The organism is uncultured Algoriphagus sp. (assembly GCF_963974365.1).
Lineage (GTDB): Bacteria > Bacteroidota > Bacteroidia > Cytophagales > Cyclobacteriaceae > Algoriphagus.
The window spans coordinates 32,519-48,258 of sequence record NZ_CAXBBX010000025.1; the positions used below are offsets into that span (position 1 = coordinate 32,519).

Annotated in this window: 6 protein-coding genes; 3 read left to right on the plus strand and 3 right to left on the minus strand. The window is 41.4% G+C overall.

The window, feature by feature from the left end; all coding sequences use genetic code 11:
- Positions 1-192 precede the first annotated feature (192 nt).
- The 3 genes from AACZ87_RS22435 to AACZ87_RS22445 all read left to right on the plus strand — a co-directional run bounded on the left by AACZ87_RS22435 (position 193) and on the right by AACZ87_RS22445 (position 6,195).
- Positions 193-3,306, plus strand: coding sequence for a TonB-dependent receptor (locus AACZ87_RS22435; RefSeq protein WP_339870318.1), 3,114 nt, complete (start codon positions 193-195; stop codon positions 3,304-3,306).
- An 18-nt stretch (positions 3,307-3,324) separates the two neighbouring features.
- The gene (locus AACZ87_RS22440; protein ID WP_339870319.1) at positions 3,325-4,848 is read left to right on the plus strand and encodes a RagB/SusD family nutrient uptake outer membrane protein; all 1,524 of its coding nucleotides are present in this window, start codon (positions 3,325-3,327) and stop codon (positions 4,846-4,848) included.
- 876 nt (positions 4,849-5,724) lie between these two features.
- Entirely contained in the window at positions 5,725-6,195 is a 471-nt protein-coding gene (locus AACZ87_RS22445; RefSeq protein WP_339870320.1) for a hypothetical protein, read from the plus strand.
- A 164-nt stretch (positions 6,196-6,359) separates the two neighbouring features.
- On the opposite strand, the gene AACZ87_RS22450 is transcribed toward AACZ87_RS22445, so the two are convergent.
- From AACZ87_RS22450 to AACZ87_RS22460, 3 genes are all read right to left on the minus strand, one after another.
- Positions 6,360-8,315 (minus strand): OmpA family protein, encoded by a 1,956-nt coding sequence (locus AACZ87_RS22450; protein WP_339870321.1) that lies wholly within the window; start codon positions 8,313-8,315, stop codon positions 6,360-6,362.
- Between the two features lie 14 nt (positions 8,316-8,329).
- Positions 8,330-9,301, minus strand: coding sequence for a type IX secretion system membrane protein PorP/SprF (locus AACZ87_RS22455; protein WP_339870322.1), 972 nt, complete (start codon positions 9,299-9,301; stop codon positions 8,330-8,332).
- 5 nt (positions 9,302-9,306) lie between these two features.
- On the minus strand, positions 9,307-15,740 hold a 6,434-nt coding region (locus AACZ87_RS22460), incomplete at its 5' end, for an isopeptide-forming domain-containing fimbrial protein (RefSeq protein ID WP_339870323.1).

Genomic DNA, 15,740 nt, shown 5'->3' on the forward strand with positions numbered 1-15,740 from the left:
AATTTAGTTGTAGTGTTCAAGTAGTAGCCATTAGGAGCCAGAAAGTCCATTTTTTCATCATTTGTAGGGGTAATGTAGTACCGTTTTGTAGTACAAATTTGCCTTTAGATTATCAGTTTTGATGCCTGTGAATCTCAAACTATTTATGATCACAGCATTTCTAGTTAATCAATTACCTTAAACCCATTCAAAATGGAAAGAAGAATCTTTACACTTTTCTTCTTTTCCTGTTTGTTTCTTTTGGCAGGCGCTGTCCATGCTCAGAGGGTAACAATAACAGGAAAAGTAACACTTCAGTCAGACGGCGAAATGCTTCCTGGAGTCACAGTAATCGAGAAAGGAACTACTAATGGAGCTGTCACCGATATCAATGGCGACTACAGTATCAACACTCCCGTTGGAAGCACATTAGTATTCAGCTTTCTTGGATTTGATTCACAAGAAATTCTTGTGGGAAACCAATCCGAAATAAACGTTTCGCTGGCAGAATCCAGCAGTGATCTTGAAGAAGTAGTCGTAGTAGGTTACGGTATTCAAAAGAAAAGCGTAGTCACTGGAGCTATTTCCAGTGTAAAAGCCGCGGACCTAGAAAACATGCCTATCAACCGTGTAGAGCAAGCTTTACAGGGTAGAACCTCAGGATTAACCGTAGCTGCTAGTTCTGGCCAACCAGGATCTGCATCTACTATCCGGATTAGAGGACTCACCACACTGGGAAATAATAATCCACTATGGGTAGTAGATGGCGTAGTTGTAGACAATGGCGGTATTGGATATCTGAATCAATCTGATATCGAGTCCATCGAAGTGTTGAAAGATGCGTCATCCCAGGCTATCTATGGAGCAAGAGCTGCAGCAGGTGTGATCTTGGTTACTACCAAAAAAGGTAAAGCCGGTGAAATGCGCGTGAATTACCACGGTTATTATGGTACTTCTGCTCCTGCCAAGAAACTGGATCTTCTCAATGCTACTCAGTATGCTACTTTAAGAAATGAGTCTGCCGTAAATGCTGGAAACAGCCCGGTATTTTCCGATCCATCAAGTTATGGAGAAGGAACTGACTGGCAGGACTTAATTTTCAATAATGACGCCCGACGTCAAAATCATGAAGTTAGCGTAAGCGGAGGAAATGAAGTTTCCACTTTCTATGCTTCATTTGGCTACTTGCAGCAAGACGGAATCGTGGCTACAGATATCTCCAACTACAAGCGTACCAACATCCGCCTAAACTCCGAGCATAAGCTGGCTAAGTGGTTAACCATCGGACAGAATCTGGGATATGCTCATGATAAGTCTACAGGATTAGGAAATACCAACTCAGAATTTGGAGGACCATTGAGCTCCGCAATCAACTTAGATCCAATCACACAAGCCGTTATTACTGATCCAGTATTAGCGTCTCAGCCTCCCTATACCTCTTCTAATATCGTAAGAGATCCTAATGGAAACCCGTATGGTATCTCTACAATTGTAGGACAGGAAATGGTCAATCCGTTAGCTTATACGCAAACTAGATTGGGTAATTACGGTTGGTCAGACAATATTGTAGGTAATGTGTATGCAATAGCAGAACCAATTGAAGGACTTAAGTTCCGTTCTACTTTGGGAGCGAAATTATCCTACTGGGGTAGCGAATCCTTCACTCCACTATTTTATCTAAACGGTTCAAATGTTTCCAACCAGACTTCTTTCTCCAGAAATCAAAGTAGAGGATTTGACTGGAACTTGGAGAATACGGTTTCATACACCAAGAGCATTGATGCGCACACGTTCACTGTACTATTAGGCCAAGGTGCATATCTTGACAACAATAGCAGATCACTTGGCGTCACCTATTTCAACGTTCCAGCAGATAACTTCGATGACGCTTCACTAAACTACAATGTACCTAGCGACCAGCGTGTTGCATCAGGATCTGAAGGTTCTGGACACTCTGTCACATCTTTGTTTGCAAGGGTAAATTACAACTATAACGAAAAGTACCTTTTCGAAGCATTAGTTCGACGTGATGGTTCTTCCAGATTTGGAGAAAACAATAGATATGGTGTTTTCCCATCATTTTCAGCAGGTTGGGTAGTATCTCAAGAGGATTTCTGGCCAAGTAATAACGTGATAGATTTCTTGAAAGTCCGCGGTGGATACGGTGTAGTGGGTAATGATAACATCGGTGATTTTGCATTCTTGTCTACGATCGGTGGAGGCAGAAACTATGCGATCGGAACCAGCGGAAGCTACCTGATCGGTTATAGCCCGAATGCTCCTTCAAACCCCGATCTAAAATGGGAACAGACAAGCCAGGCTAACCTTGGTTTCGAAGCTACCTTGTTTCAGGATTTTAACGTGACTTTTGACATGTACAAAAAAGTTACGACTGGCATCCTTCAAAACCCGCGAATTCCTTCTTATGTGGGAGCGATTTCAAACCCTGCAGCGAACGTTGCTGACTTGATGAACAAGGGTGTTGAATTGGAACTGGGTTACAGAAAGCAACTAGGAAACCTTAATCTGGGTGTAAGCGGAAACGTTTCTTACCTACACAATGAAGTAACAGATCTTGGGAAAAACATTGATTATATCTCAGGAGGACAGAGTTTCCAGGCAAGCACCTACCCTATCACCAGAACAGGCATAGGTCAAGCTGCAAATTCATTCTTCGGCTTCCAACAGTTGGGCATATTCCAAACTACTGAAGAAGTTGCAAACTACGTGGATGCAAACGGAAATCAGATATTGCCAAATGCCAAGCCAGGTGATTTCATCTGGGCGGATCTGGATGAAGATGGACAGATCACTGAAAATGACAGAACTTTTATCGGAAACCCTACTCCTACTTGGTCTTACGGATTTACCCTGAATCTAGCTTACAAGGCATTTGACATGGTATTGTTTGGCCAAGGTGTGGCAGGAAATGAAGTATTTCAAGGCCTGAGAAGATTGGATATTGGAACTGCCAACTGGCAAACCGAAGCCTTGGGCAGATGGACCGAAGCTGGTGACAACAATTCATACCCTAGACTAGTGGATGGAGATCCAAACAAAAACTTCAGTAACCCTTCTGATTTTTACTTAGAAGATGGTTCTTACTTTCGTATCAAAACCCTTCAGTTTGGCTACACACTTCCTAATGCTATCGCAAGCAAAGTAGGAATGAAAAAAGCACGAGTTTACGTGATGAGCGAAAACTTGCTGACGTTCACCAAATACACAGGTTACGATCCTGAAATCGGTGGTGGAGTAATGAGTATTGACCGGGGAATCTATCCTCAGGCTCGCTCATTTATGGTCGGTGTAAACGTAGGTTTCTAATCAATAATGAATCGAATCATGTTAAATCATAAAAAATATCTTGCTGCCATCGCTTTGGCAACACTTACTTTGAGCTCCTGCTCCGATGACTTTTTGGAAATCAAACCAAGAGGTACAGATCTGGAAGCTAATTATTATCAAAATCAAGAAGAGGCATTTAACGGACTGGTTGCCATCTATGATGTGGTGGGAATGCAAAGCGGCGGTTATGTCACCAAATTGACAGCCCTGAATTCTGCTTCGGATGACCACTTCGCAGGTGGTGGTGGACCAAATGACGTGACTTCCATCCAGGTATGGTCAAATTACACCTTGGATCCTGCCACTGGCCCACAGGGTGACCTTTGGAGCAAAGGTTTCTCGGGAGTTTTCCGCGCAAATGTCCTTTTGCAAAAACTCCCTGAAGTACCTATGGATGAGACGCTAAAAGCACGCTACGCAGCTGAAGCTACTTTTCTCAGGGCCTATTTCTATTTTGATTTAGTTCGTTTGTTTGAAAATGTACCGCTTTTCACTGAGCCAGTTGCTACTTCTGAGATGTACAACGTACTCCAGGCAGACCCTGCAGACGTATATGCTCAAATCGAAGCAGATATCCTGGAAGCACTTCCGAATCTTCCAGCTTCATTGAATCTGGAAACAGAAGCAGGCAGAATCACTGAAGGTGCTGCTAGAGCGATCTTAGGCAAAGTGTATTTGCAACAGGAAAAATTCGCATTGGCTGCAGAGCAATTTGAAATGGTAAACGGAACTCCAGGTGGAACAAGCCAATATGGTTACAAGCTGTTGGATAACTATGCAGATCTATTTGTAGTGGATAACAAATTCAATTCAGAATCCATATTTGAGGTAGCATTTACCAACACCTCCAATGGTGACTGGGGTTGCGTAGGTTGCACTGAAGGTAATCTTCTCAATATCATGGTGGGTCCTCGTGGATACAATCCTATTGCTGAAAATGCTCCCGATTATGTTTCTGGCTGGAGTTTTTTGACGGTGACAAACGATCTATATAATGCTATGGAAAATGACCCACGTAAATCTTCTACTATTGCAAATTTGGATAGCTTGGAAAAAGCAGGTGCTGTGACTTACGAAAAAGGATACAATAACACTGGATATTTCTTGGAGAAATTTGCCGGTCGCCAGAAAGACAGATCGACCGGAGGCGGTGTGATGGAACTTAACTTCCGTCAGAATGTCTATGAATTAAGACTCGCTGACTCCTATCTCCTGGAAGCTGAAGCATTGGTAAGAGGTGGTGGGAATACCAGCCGTGCTCAAGCCCTATTGGACGCTGTAAGAGCACGTGTTGGCTTGGCATCTATCCCTGTTTCTATCGATTCTATCTTGGAAGAAAGAAGATTGGAATTGGCAGGTGAAGGTCATCGATGGTTTGACTTGATCAGAAATGGAAGAGCTGCTGAAGCTTTGGCTAGCAAAGGTTTCGTAGCTGGCAAAAATGAGATATTGCCTATACCACTTTTGGAATTGGACAATACACTAATGGAGCAAAACCAGGAATACGGCGGCACTAAGTAAGTAGCCAACATTCATACCTTAAAAAACCTATTCTCGTGAGGAGAATAGGTTTTTTTCTGACCAACTTAATATACCGGCACTTTTAAGAGAATAATCCTCACAACACATCTTCAATTTCTTATTAAAAATGAATTAGTTGTCTCTCAGCACAGAATCTTTGGTGGCGTATTACTGATCAGGTAACAATAGATCAGTAATACTTTTTTCAATCCCTAGGTTAATGCAAAAAGTAATAGACCATCAATGAGATTGCTGTAGTTATCTAAGAACCCAAATGATACAGGATAAGGTAATTAAGCTACCTAACTCATAAATTCTCAATCAGCACTGAATTTCCTGAAGGTTAACCAAGAGATTATATTTTAATCAGCGAGTGATCATTAACCTACAAGCACGGTCTTTTGATATCCGTTTTTCAAATAATTATTCTATGCCAATAATCTGAATACCTGTTTCAAATCGTATGTAGTTGTGTCACTCAAAAAAAATTATTTAATCCTTAAGAGATTGTAACCTAGGAAGCCTTTGGACAAACCGTAAATAAATTCCCCGAATTGAGACTTCCTGTATAGCCAAATAGCAATTATTCAACCCGCTCAAATAAATTAAGTACTGATTTACAATCACTTAACTTAAATTTAATTAGAATAAAAAGCAGGCCTAAAGTTTGAATACTAACTCGTTGCAGATCTAAAAAATAAGTCTTTAGCTCACAGAATTATTAATATTTTAAAAAATCAAAAACCTTTAAAATAAATTATTTAGCAAACCCTATTCAAATCTAACGTAAAAAAGGATGTTGATTTTTTCAATATTCCATTATGAAGAGTAAAAGCTTAATCACCCAATTTTGCAATTGCTCGCAAATTTTAAAAAATGAAATACCCTCAAGATTTTCAACTATCCTATCCCAAATTGGGCGCTGGAGTGGACTCTATTGACAGTTACGAACAATTGATTTCCATTTTATCTGATTTAGAAAAGTTCGAATTAGAATTTTCGCTGGACAATTCATTGCCTTTGATTGAAGGAGATTTGAACAATGTTCTGAAAATTTTAAAAAAATTCATTTCGGAAACAATCTCACAATTCAAGAGTAAACGAGGTACGGTTTTCGTAGTTTTTAGGAAAGATTGTGACACCTCATTCATCTCCTATCTAGTAGAGAACCAATTCTTTGGTGACAATGGAAATGATGAATCTAATCTCGTTGATACAATCACTAAATTTCATTATGCCATTTGTATAGAACCACTTATGGACAATGAAAGCATTAAAATTGTATCACTTAAAATTCAAAAAGGTGGATTGATTGAAAATGGTTCTATAAAGAATCTTTTAAACTAGGACTCAAGTTCTTATTTGAATGCTTTTCCAACGAATTGATTCTTAGCATTTTCGAAAACAAAAAAAGGTCTGCTAATACTAGCTGAACTTTTTGGTATTAAAACACTTTTATTTACAACTACCCAATAAGTTCTTTTACTTAACCAGCCTATAAATCTTCCTTATCAATATTCAATTATTTTAAACTCAGTCCTTCTGTTTTCTTGATGCTGCTCATCTGTACATGTTACATTGTCACTACAAGAATTAAGGAGTTTTTCCTCGCCAAATCCAATAGCTGTAAGCCTGCTCGAATCAATTCCTGATTCTATCAAGTAAGCTATAGCAGCCTTAGCTCTATTGTCTGATAGCTTAAGATTATAAGCGTTTGTTCCTCGAGAATCTGTGTGCGAATACAATTCAATCTTTATCGTTGGGTTGTCTTTTAGAATTTTTATCAGCTTGTTCAGCTCTGGCTTCGCATCCTCACGGATATCCCATTTGTCAAAATCGTAATAAATATTTTCAAGTGTATATGTCTTCCCAACTTGAATTTGCTCTAGATAGATATTTCTTACGAGGGCGGAATCTTGGATTTCAGCAGCCTCCGGAATCATCACATCTCCTGTGCTTCCACTAAGATAGCCTGTCTTTTTCCCTTCCAAATGAACTGTCTGATCGAACTTGACTTTAAACCTAAAGGATCCATCTTCTTCAGACACATAAGTATTCTCTAGATGATCTTGCTCATTATAAAGTGAGACCACAGCATCGGGGAGATTCATCCCGCTTTCTTTATCTATCACATGCCCTTTGATTACTAAATCCTTTTTCACAATCAAATCAGCGAAATAAAGATCATCCAAGCCTCTTCCTCCTGACCTATCCGATGAAAAAACAGCCTTATTATCATTCCCTAGCACCAGCGATAATCCAAAATCATCCCGGTTTGAATTGATCGGACTTCCTAGATTCTCGGGCTCAGCGTAATCACCATTTACAAAGGAAGCTTTAAAAACATCTAATCCACCGAGGCCTGCATGTCCAGAGCTAGAAAAGTATAACACTCCATTCTGATCAACAAAAGGGGTTCTCTCATCTCCATTGGTATTGATTACAGAACCAAGGTTCACTGGCCTGAGCCATACTCCATTATCCCACTCAGTGTAATACAAATCAGCTTTTCCTCTGCCTCCAGGCATATCAGAGGAAAAATACAATCTGGACTGAGACGGATCATAAAAAGGATCAGAGACAGAATACGAGAAAGGATCATTAAATGAAAACGGAGTAAAGGAATCCAAAGTCACATCTCCCGTATCCAGGGCGAAATATAACTCAGGAAATAAGGTGTAGTTCCTAGCAGTTCCAGAATCAGATTTTTTGAATTTTTGTGCTTGGGTTAAGGTCAGAAATAAATTTTCTCCTACCTCATACATAGGCCCCACATGCAAATCACTTTCAAGGTTCTCGGTCTGCTTTGGATCTCCTAGAGCTGAATTTTCCTCATCATCCCAGTCCAATTCATACATTTTCAAAAAGCCATTTCCAGTCCAACCATACACATCGCTTTTCAACGCATTATTTGGATCAACTCTGGTTTTCTTTGAAATTAATCTATCAGAAGTAAAATGAAGTACTGAGTTTTCAGTAATCATAGGGCCAAACTCTGAAAAGGGTGAATTGGCATTAGAAATTGGCACAATTGCAGCCTCTGAGGACCTATTCAGGAAGGATTTTCCTCCTTCTGCAGTTTTCCAAATCAACTCCAAGTCTGACCTACTTTTAGATGGGTCAAGTTTCGCCAGTACATCTGCAGCTTCAGTATACTTGGAATTTGCAATTAATGACTCTGCATAAGGCTTTAAATCCTCTGTTTCAAGTTCATCATCCCTATCAAGTCTAGTGTACCACTCTTCAGCTTGTTCGAAATCTCTAGTTTTAAAATAAGCCTGAGCCAACCCCCGGGCTGTCTCAGGCAAGGGTGATCTATTCCAACTTTCCAAATATTTATCAATCCCCACGGAATAGTTTAGATTTTCTGCCTGCTTTTTACCCTCCAGGTAACTTTTATAGGCAGCTGGTTTACAACTCACAAAACATAAAATCAGGAAACCGAATATGTAAATGACTTTGCTCATCGGAATAAGGTTAGTTAAAAGAATCTTGGAGAAACCAAGCGAACGCGCTTTGGAGGAAATAAGAAGGCTATAGAGATGTCATGAGTAGAAAAGCTACCTACCGAAAATCCAGTAATCGTATGGTCATATGCATATCCTAATCTTAGGCTTTCTCTGATTTGCACTTGCACCATGCCTATCACTGCAGTGGACTTTTGCAATCCATCCTGAATTTCCCTGCCGGGCATATCAATCCCGAACCTATAGCCAGCACCCAGCCATACCGTATCATTTATAATCAACGCAGCATTGGCATCTAGCCGAGCAGGTGCCTTAAAATCATCCATATACATGATGGAAGGCACTAATGATAAGTTGTAATTTATATCAAAATGATAACCTCCAGTCAGGTAAAGGTGTGGCTTTGGCTCAACCATCACATCACCTTTGTCAAAATCCACAACTGAAGAAAGCATCTGGTCGGCAGCAACCCCAATATAATATGACTCGTCATAGAGGAATAAGCCAAGTTTTAAGTCTGGATACGTAATTCTATCCTTGCTCAATGGAATGGAAGGATCATTATCCATATCAGGATTCAACATAGATCCATCTAGCTGGGAATTGACTACACCAGCTCCTACTCCAAAACTCAGAAACTTAGTATCACTCAGCCTCAGATGGTAAGCCAAATTACCATATGCTGATACTGTCCTTTGAGCGCCCAACTTATCAGTGAGGAATTGCCCGCCAACTCCTAATTGAGATTCTGCGAGGTAAGTATCCCCAGCGACGGCAAAGGTTTCCGGACTTCCCGTGACACCTGTCCATTGCTTTCTATAATAAGATTGCAGATACAATTGCTGTTTGTAACCTGCATAAGCAGGATTAATAAAAACAGGATTAAAAATGTATTGGCTGTACTGAGGCACCTGCTGCCCAAAGCTATGGCTAAGGGACAGAAGAATGCATCCAGCGATCAGAGTAATTATCTTAAATAGTTTCATCTTGCTTACTTAATTATAGTTACGTAACCTGTCATTGTATGACTTACACCCTGACTATCTGTTAATTGGAATTGGTAGAAGTAGGTACCACCATTCAGGTTATCTCCGTCCCAATCATTTTGATAGTTGTCCATTCTGTAAACTTCTACACCCCAACGGTTGACTATCAGAAGTTCATTTTGCTGGAAGAACTCCTGCAGACCTTTGATCACCCAAGCGTCATTGATTCCATCACCGTTAGGCGTAAAGACATTTGGAATCTCAAATTCTATCTGCTCATGGGATACAGTATCTGTGTTATCTGTTGGCTCCAATTCTTCATCTGCAGAAACAGCTGTTGCTGTATTTGAAACCGTTCCTTCAGCAATCGCTTTTACACGGATTGTAATTGTTTCCACCGCCTGAGGATTGATGGATAACATACTCCATGTCAGTGTTCTATTTTCCAGGTTGAAGGAAACTGTACCAGATGAAACATCAGCTCCTATGTATTCTACAGAAGGTGATAATACGTCAGTTACAACTACCTCCTTCCCTATATTGGCAGAGTTATTAGTCAGCGTGATCTTGTATTCAAATATTGAGTTGAGCTGGATCAGACTTCCTGAAACCTCTTTGTCCAGAACCAGATCTACCTGGTTAGTAAGTTCCAAAGCTTCAGTTCCAAATGATACATCAGGGAAGTTTCTGCCTGATATAAACACCCAATTACTAATTGGCCCTTTATCTTCCATCGTCATCAACTTTATTTTGACTTCAATTGAAGCTCCAGCATCAAGTGAATCCATCATCCAAACCACAGCATTATCAGAAATCTCACCTGCTGGACTAACCTCCATTGCCATGGTACCTGCTGGTAGAGAATCCACAACCAATAGATCATAAGCCATTACATCTCCAGTATTCTCAATTAGAATCGTATAATCGATCATTTGCCCCACTATAACAGTTTTCACGTCAGTCCACTTTATGACTGATATCGATGTCTCTTCTTCCTCAGGTTCTTCATCTTCTTCCTCAATAACTAAGACACCGTCACCTAGATCAGATTCAACAGGATCTTCCAAGGAAGTTTCAGAATCTACCACAGCGATGTTATATATTACCTCGTTCGTGATTGCTTCGTCATTTACTGTGGTAGTTAGTAGCAGTTCTAGACTTTCTCCAGAACCCAAGGATGGAATCATCCATGTTACGGTGTCATCTATTAATTCACCTTCCATGTTCGCACTATTGAAAGTCAATCCTTGTGGTAAATCATCAACTACAGTAAGCTGCTCTTGAGAAATATCTGAGGTATTGGTTACTGTTATAGTATAGATTACCTCATCACCGACATAAGCCTCAAACACATTTGGAGTTTTCACAATGGTAAAGGTTTGTGGATCGCTTACTTCTATAACTTCAGGATCAGAAGGGATTGGATTATCAGGATCATCTTCTGGAACGGCATAAGCTGTATTTGCTACTTCGCTATCAATCGTAGCGTCTGCACTGAGTGCGACATTGAGTTCCAAAGAAATCGATGCTCCTCCAGCCAATTCAGGGATGGCCCATGTCACAATCTGCCCATTTGCAGTACCACCTTGAGTTGCACTAACAAAACTTAGAACATTGTCCAAAGTATCCCTGATAACCAAATCAGAAAGGCTGTTTTGACCTGAATTCGAAACTGTGATCGTGTAAGTAAACTCCTCACCAGGAACTACTTTGTCCTTGGAAGCTACTTTCGAGATAGATACATTTTCATCTCTAATTACTCGCACTACTGCTGGCTGAGAAGGCTGTGGACTTTCTCTCAAATTTCTAAGCCAGAATATTGCTACATTTTCGATTTCAGTACCAGCAGGCAGACTCTCATCGATTTCCACATTGAGGGTTAGCTCCATCATTGCGCCAGCGGCCAAAGGTGGCATCATCCACATCACCTCACCATTTTCAACATAGCCATCATTACTAGCACTATTGAAATTAAGTCCTTCATGCAACATGTCTGTAACCATGTACATAGGCGAAATACTTTCTCCAGTATTCGTGATAGTGATAGTATAAGTGATATCAGTTCCCGCTAGCGCTGTATTCTGATTTGCCACTTTTTCTATTACTAAATTGAAATTACTTCTTACTCTAACTACTTCAGGATCTGATTCAATCGGAGATTCAGGAACATCTGGGCTACTAACTACAGCAACATTAGATATCAATGTTTCGGCATTCACATTTGCGTCAACACTTACTACTAATTCTAATTCAACAGTTTCCCCTTTATCAAGAGTCGGTATGTTCCAAGTGATTACTCCATTCTCATTTATTCCACTGTTAGATGCAGAAATAAAGATTAGGCCATCAGCTAAAGTATCTTTCACCTCTACTTCACTTACTTGACTATCACCAGTATTGGAGACTGCAATTGTATATACTATTTCTTCTCCTGGAAGAACTGATTCGACGTCAGCATTTTTAATAATCACTAAACTTCCATTATTCTCTACTGTCACCACTTCAGGATCAGATTCTTTAGGAGAATCAGGATCATCAGGACTTGAAACAATTGCCACGTTGGAGATTTGGGTACCGGTAGCCACATCTGCATTTACCATTACAGTAACCATCAGATCGATGCTTGCTCCTGCAGCCAAGGTTGGAACAGTCCAGCTTATAGTGCCAGCGTTATTCACTCCGCTGTTGTCAGCTGAGATAAAGCTCAGACCAGAAGGCAATGCATCTGTGATTGTCAGATCAGCCGCATCACTTTGACCGGAATTCATTATAGAAATAGTATAGCTGAATTCACCTCCAGCAAGAACAGTCGACGTACTTGCAGTTTTGGTGATTTCCAGATCGACATCTTTCTCTACCGTCACCACTTCAGGATCAGATTCTTTAGGAGAATCAGGATCATCAGGACTTGAAACAATTGCCACGTTGGAAATTTGGGTTCCAGAAGCCACATCTGCATTTACCATTACAGTAAGCATCAGATCGATGCTCGCTCCAGCTGTTAAAGTTGGAACAGTCCAGCTGATCGTTCCTGCATTGTTTACTCCGCCATTGTCAGCTGAGATAAAGCTCAAACCTGCAGGTAATGCATCAGTGATTGTCAGATCAGTCGCATCACTTTGGCCAGTATTCGTTACAGAGATCGTGTAGCTGAATTCACCTCCAGCAAGAACTGTGGAAGCACTGGCAGTTTTGGTGATTTCCAAGTCTACATCTTTCTCTACAGTCACCACTTCAGGATCAGATTCTTTCGGAGAATCAGGATCGTCTGGGCTGGAGACAATTGCCACGTTGGAGATTTGGGTTCCGGCGGCCACATCAGCATTTACCATTACAGTAAGGTTCAGGTCGATGCTTGCTCCAGCTGCTAAGGTTGGAACAGTCCAGCTAATCGTTCCAGCGTTATTTACTCCGCCATTGTCCGCAGAGATAAAGCTCAGACCTGCAGGCAATGCATCTGTGATCGTCAGATCAGTCGCATCACTTTGACCGGTATTTGCCACTGAAATTGTGTAGCTGAATTCACCTCCAGCGAGAACGGTTGAAGCACTTGCAGTTTTGGTGATTTCCAGATCAACATCTTTCTCTACAGTCACCACTTCAGGATCAGATTCTTTAGGAGAATCAGGATCACCAGGGCTGGAGACAATTGCCACGTTGGAAATTTGGGTTCCAGTAGCCACATCTGCATTTACCATTACAGTCAGAGTCAGGTCGATGCTTGCTCCAGCAGCCAAGGTTGGAACAGTCCAGCTGATTGTTCCTGCATTATTAACTCCACCATTATCCGCAGAGATAAAGCTCAGACCAACAGGTAATGCATCTGTCACCACCGAAGAGCTTACTTGGGTATCTCCAGTATTAGATAAGGTGATTGTATAAACTATATTTCCACCTGGAAGAACTGATTCGACGTCAGCATTTTTAATAATCACTAAACTTCCATTATTCTCTACTGTCACCACTTCAGGATCAGATTCTTTCGGAGAATCAGGATCATCAGGACTGGAAACAATTGCCACGTTGGAGATTTGGGTTCCAGCGGCAACATCTGCATTTACCATTACAGTAATGGTCAGATCTATGCTCGCTCCTGCAGCCAAGGTTGGAATTGTCCAGCTGATCGTTCCTGCATTATTAACTCCGCCATTGTCAGCTGAGATAAAGCTCAGACCAACAGGCAATGCATCTGTGATCGTCAGATCAGTCGCATCACTTTGACCGGTATTTGTCACTGATATTGTGTAACTGAATTCACCTCCAGCAAGAACAGTCGAAGCACTTGCAGTTTTGGTGATTTCCAGATCTACATCTTTCTCTATAGTCACCACTTCAGGATCAGATTCTTTGGGAGAATCCGGATCATCAGGGCTCGATACTATCGCCACGTTGGAGATTTGAGTTCCAGCGGCCACATCTGCATTTACCATTACAGTTAGCATCAGATCGATGCTCGCTCCAGCAGCCAAGGTTGGAATTGTCCAGCTTATAGTGCCAGCGTTATTTACTCCGCCATTATCCGCAGAGATAAAGCTCAAACCTGCAGGTAATGCATCAGTGATTGTCAGATCAGTCGCATCACTTAGGCCGGTATTTGTCACAGAAATAGTGTAGCTGAATTCACCTCCAGCAAGAACTGTGGAAGCGCTTGCAGTTTTGGTGATTTCCAAGTCTACATCTTTCTCTACTATCACCACTTCAGGATCAGATTCTTTTGGAGAATCAGGATCATCAGGACTTGAGACAATTGCCACGTTGGAGATTTGGGTTCCGGTAGCCACATCTGCATCTACCATTACAGTAAGGGTCAGATCGATGCTCGCTCCTGCAGCCAAGGTTGGAACAGTCCAGCTGATAGTGCCAGCGTTATTTACTCCGCCATTGTCAGCTGAGATAAAGCTCAGACCAACAGGCAATGCATCGGTGATTGTCAGATCAGTCGCATCACTTTGACCGGCATTCATTACAGAAATCGTGTAGCTGAATTCACCTCCCGCAAGAACTGTGGAAGCGCTTGCAGTTTTGGTGATTTCCAGATCAACATCTTTCTCTACTGTCACCACTTCAGGATCAGATTCTTTTGGAGAATCCGGATCATCAGGGCTCGATACTATCGCTACGTTGGAGATTTGAGTTCCAGCGGCCACATCTGCATTTACCATTACAGTTAGCATCAGATCGATGCTCGCTCCAGCTGCCAAAGTTGGAATTGTCCAGCTGATAGTGCCAGCGTTATTTACTCCGCCGTTGTCCGCAGAGATAAAGCTCAGACCAACAGGCAATGCATCGGTGATTGTCAGATCAGTAGCATCACTTTGACCGGTATTTGCCACTGAAATTGTGTAGCTGAATTCTCCTCCAGCGAGAACGGTTGAAGCACTTGCAGTTTTGGTGATAGCCAAGTCCACATCTTTTGCCACTGTTACCACTTCAGGATCAGATTCTTTTGGAGAATCAGGATCGTCTGGACTTGAAACTATTGCCACGTTGGAAATTTGCGTTCCGGAAGCAAGATTTGATGCAGTGGATACCCACAAAGTAATATCAACTATCGAATTTGCAGCAATCGTAGGAATGGTCCAAGTAACTACCCCTGCTTCAAATTGACCAGAATTACTGGAAGCAACATACATTAATCTCGCATCCAATTCATCTGTTATAGTTACATCAGTTATTTCTGTATTATTAGTGTTAGTAATTGAGATAGTGTAGGTGAATGTATCTCCTGCATAAACTATCTCATTCTCTGCAAATTTCTGTATAGTTAATCCATCACCAGTATTACAATCTGTTAAGAAGACCATTACAGGTGTTCTCAATACACTTTCACAATTGGTAGTTGGATCAGTTTGCGAAGCAAAATAAGTTGCCCCATCTGCCAAAGGAATGGTTGGATCCAATGGAGAAATACTGTTTTCCGTGGCGTACCATAGTATTCCTTCACCTTCAATTTCAATCGAGCTCAATGTAGCATTATCAGTAGTACAGAAGCTTTGATTTGGATTGTTGGTAATAGGTGCCTCTGTGATATTCACAGTCACCGTAACTTCCGCTGCATCACCTGGAGCATTCTCGCAAACGCCATCACCTAAAACGGTTACATAATAAGTCGTTGTTGTCGCAGGGCTGACAGTCAGATCCGTGATCTCAGTGGTCAGATCCTGACTGGTGTAGAATCTGAATATTGGATTGGTCACCGTGCTGCTGGTAGCAGATAGCGTGAAGCTATCGCCCTCACAGATCGTGTCGCCCATTGCCTGAATATCCGTGGCTGTTGCACTTGGATTGACAGTCACCGTAACTTCCGCTGCATCACCTGGAGCGTTTTCACAGACTCCATCACCTGAAACGGTTACATAATAGGTCGTTGTTGTCGCAGGGCTGACAGTCAGATCCGTGATCTCAGTGGTCAGATCCTGACTGGTGTAGAATCTGAATA

What these genes read in the sequence shown, in the direction of transcription:
- AACZ87_RS22435 (WP_339870318.1), top strand. Translation starts at nt 193, where the DNA reads ATGGAAAGAAGAATCTTTACACTTTTCTTCTTTTCCTGTTTGTTTCTT.
- AACZ87_RS22440 (WP_339870319.1), top strand. Translation starts at nt 3,325, where the DNA reads ATGTTAAATCATAAAAAATATCTTGCTGCCATCGCTTTGGCAACACTT.
- AACZ87_RS22445 (WP_339870320.1), top strand. Translation starts at nt 5,725, where the DNA reads ATGAAATACCCTCAAGATTTTCAACTATCCTATCCCAAATTGGGCGCT.
- AACZ87_RS22450 (WP_339870321.1), bottom strand. Translation starts at nt 8,315, where the DNA reads ATGAGCAAAGTCATTTACATATTCGGTTTCCTGATTTTATGTTTTGTG.
- AACZ87_RS22455 (WP_339870322.1), bottom strand. Translation starts at nt 9,301, where the DNA reads ATGAAACTATTTAAGATAATTACTCTGATCGCTGGATGCATTCTTCTG.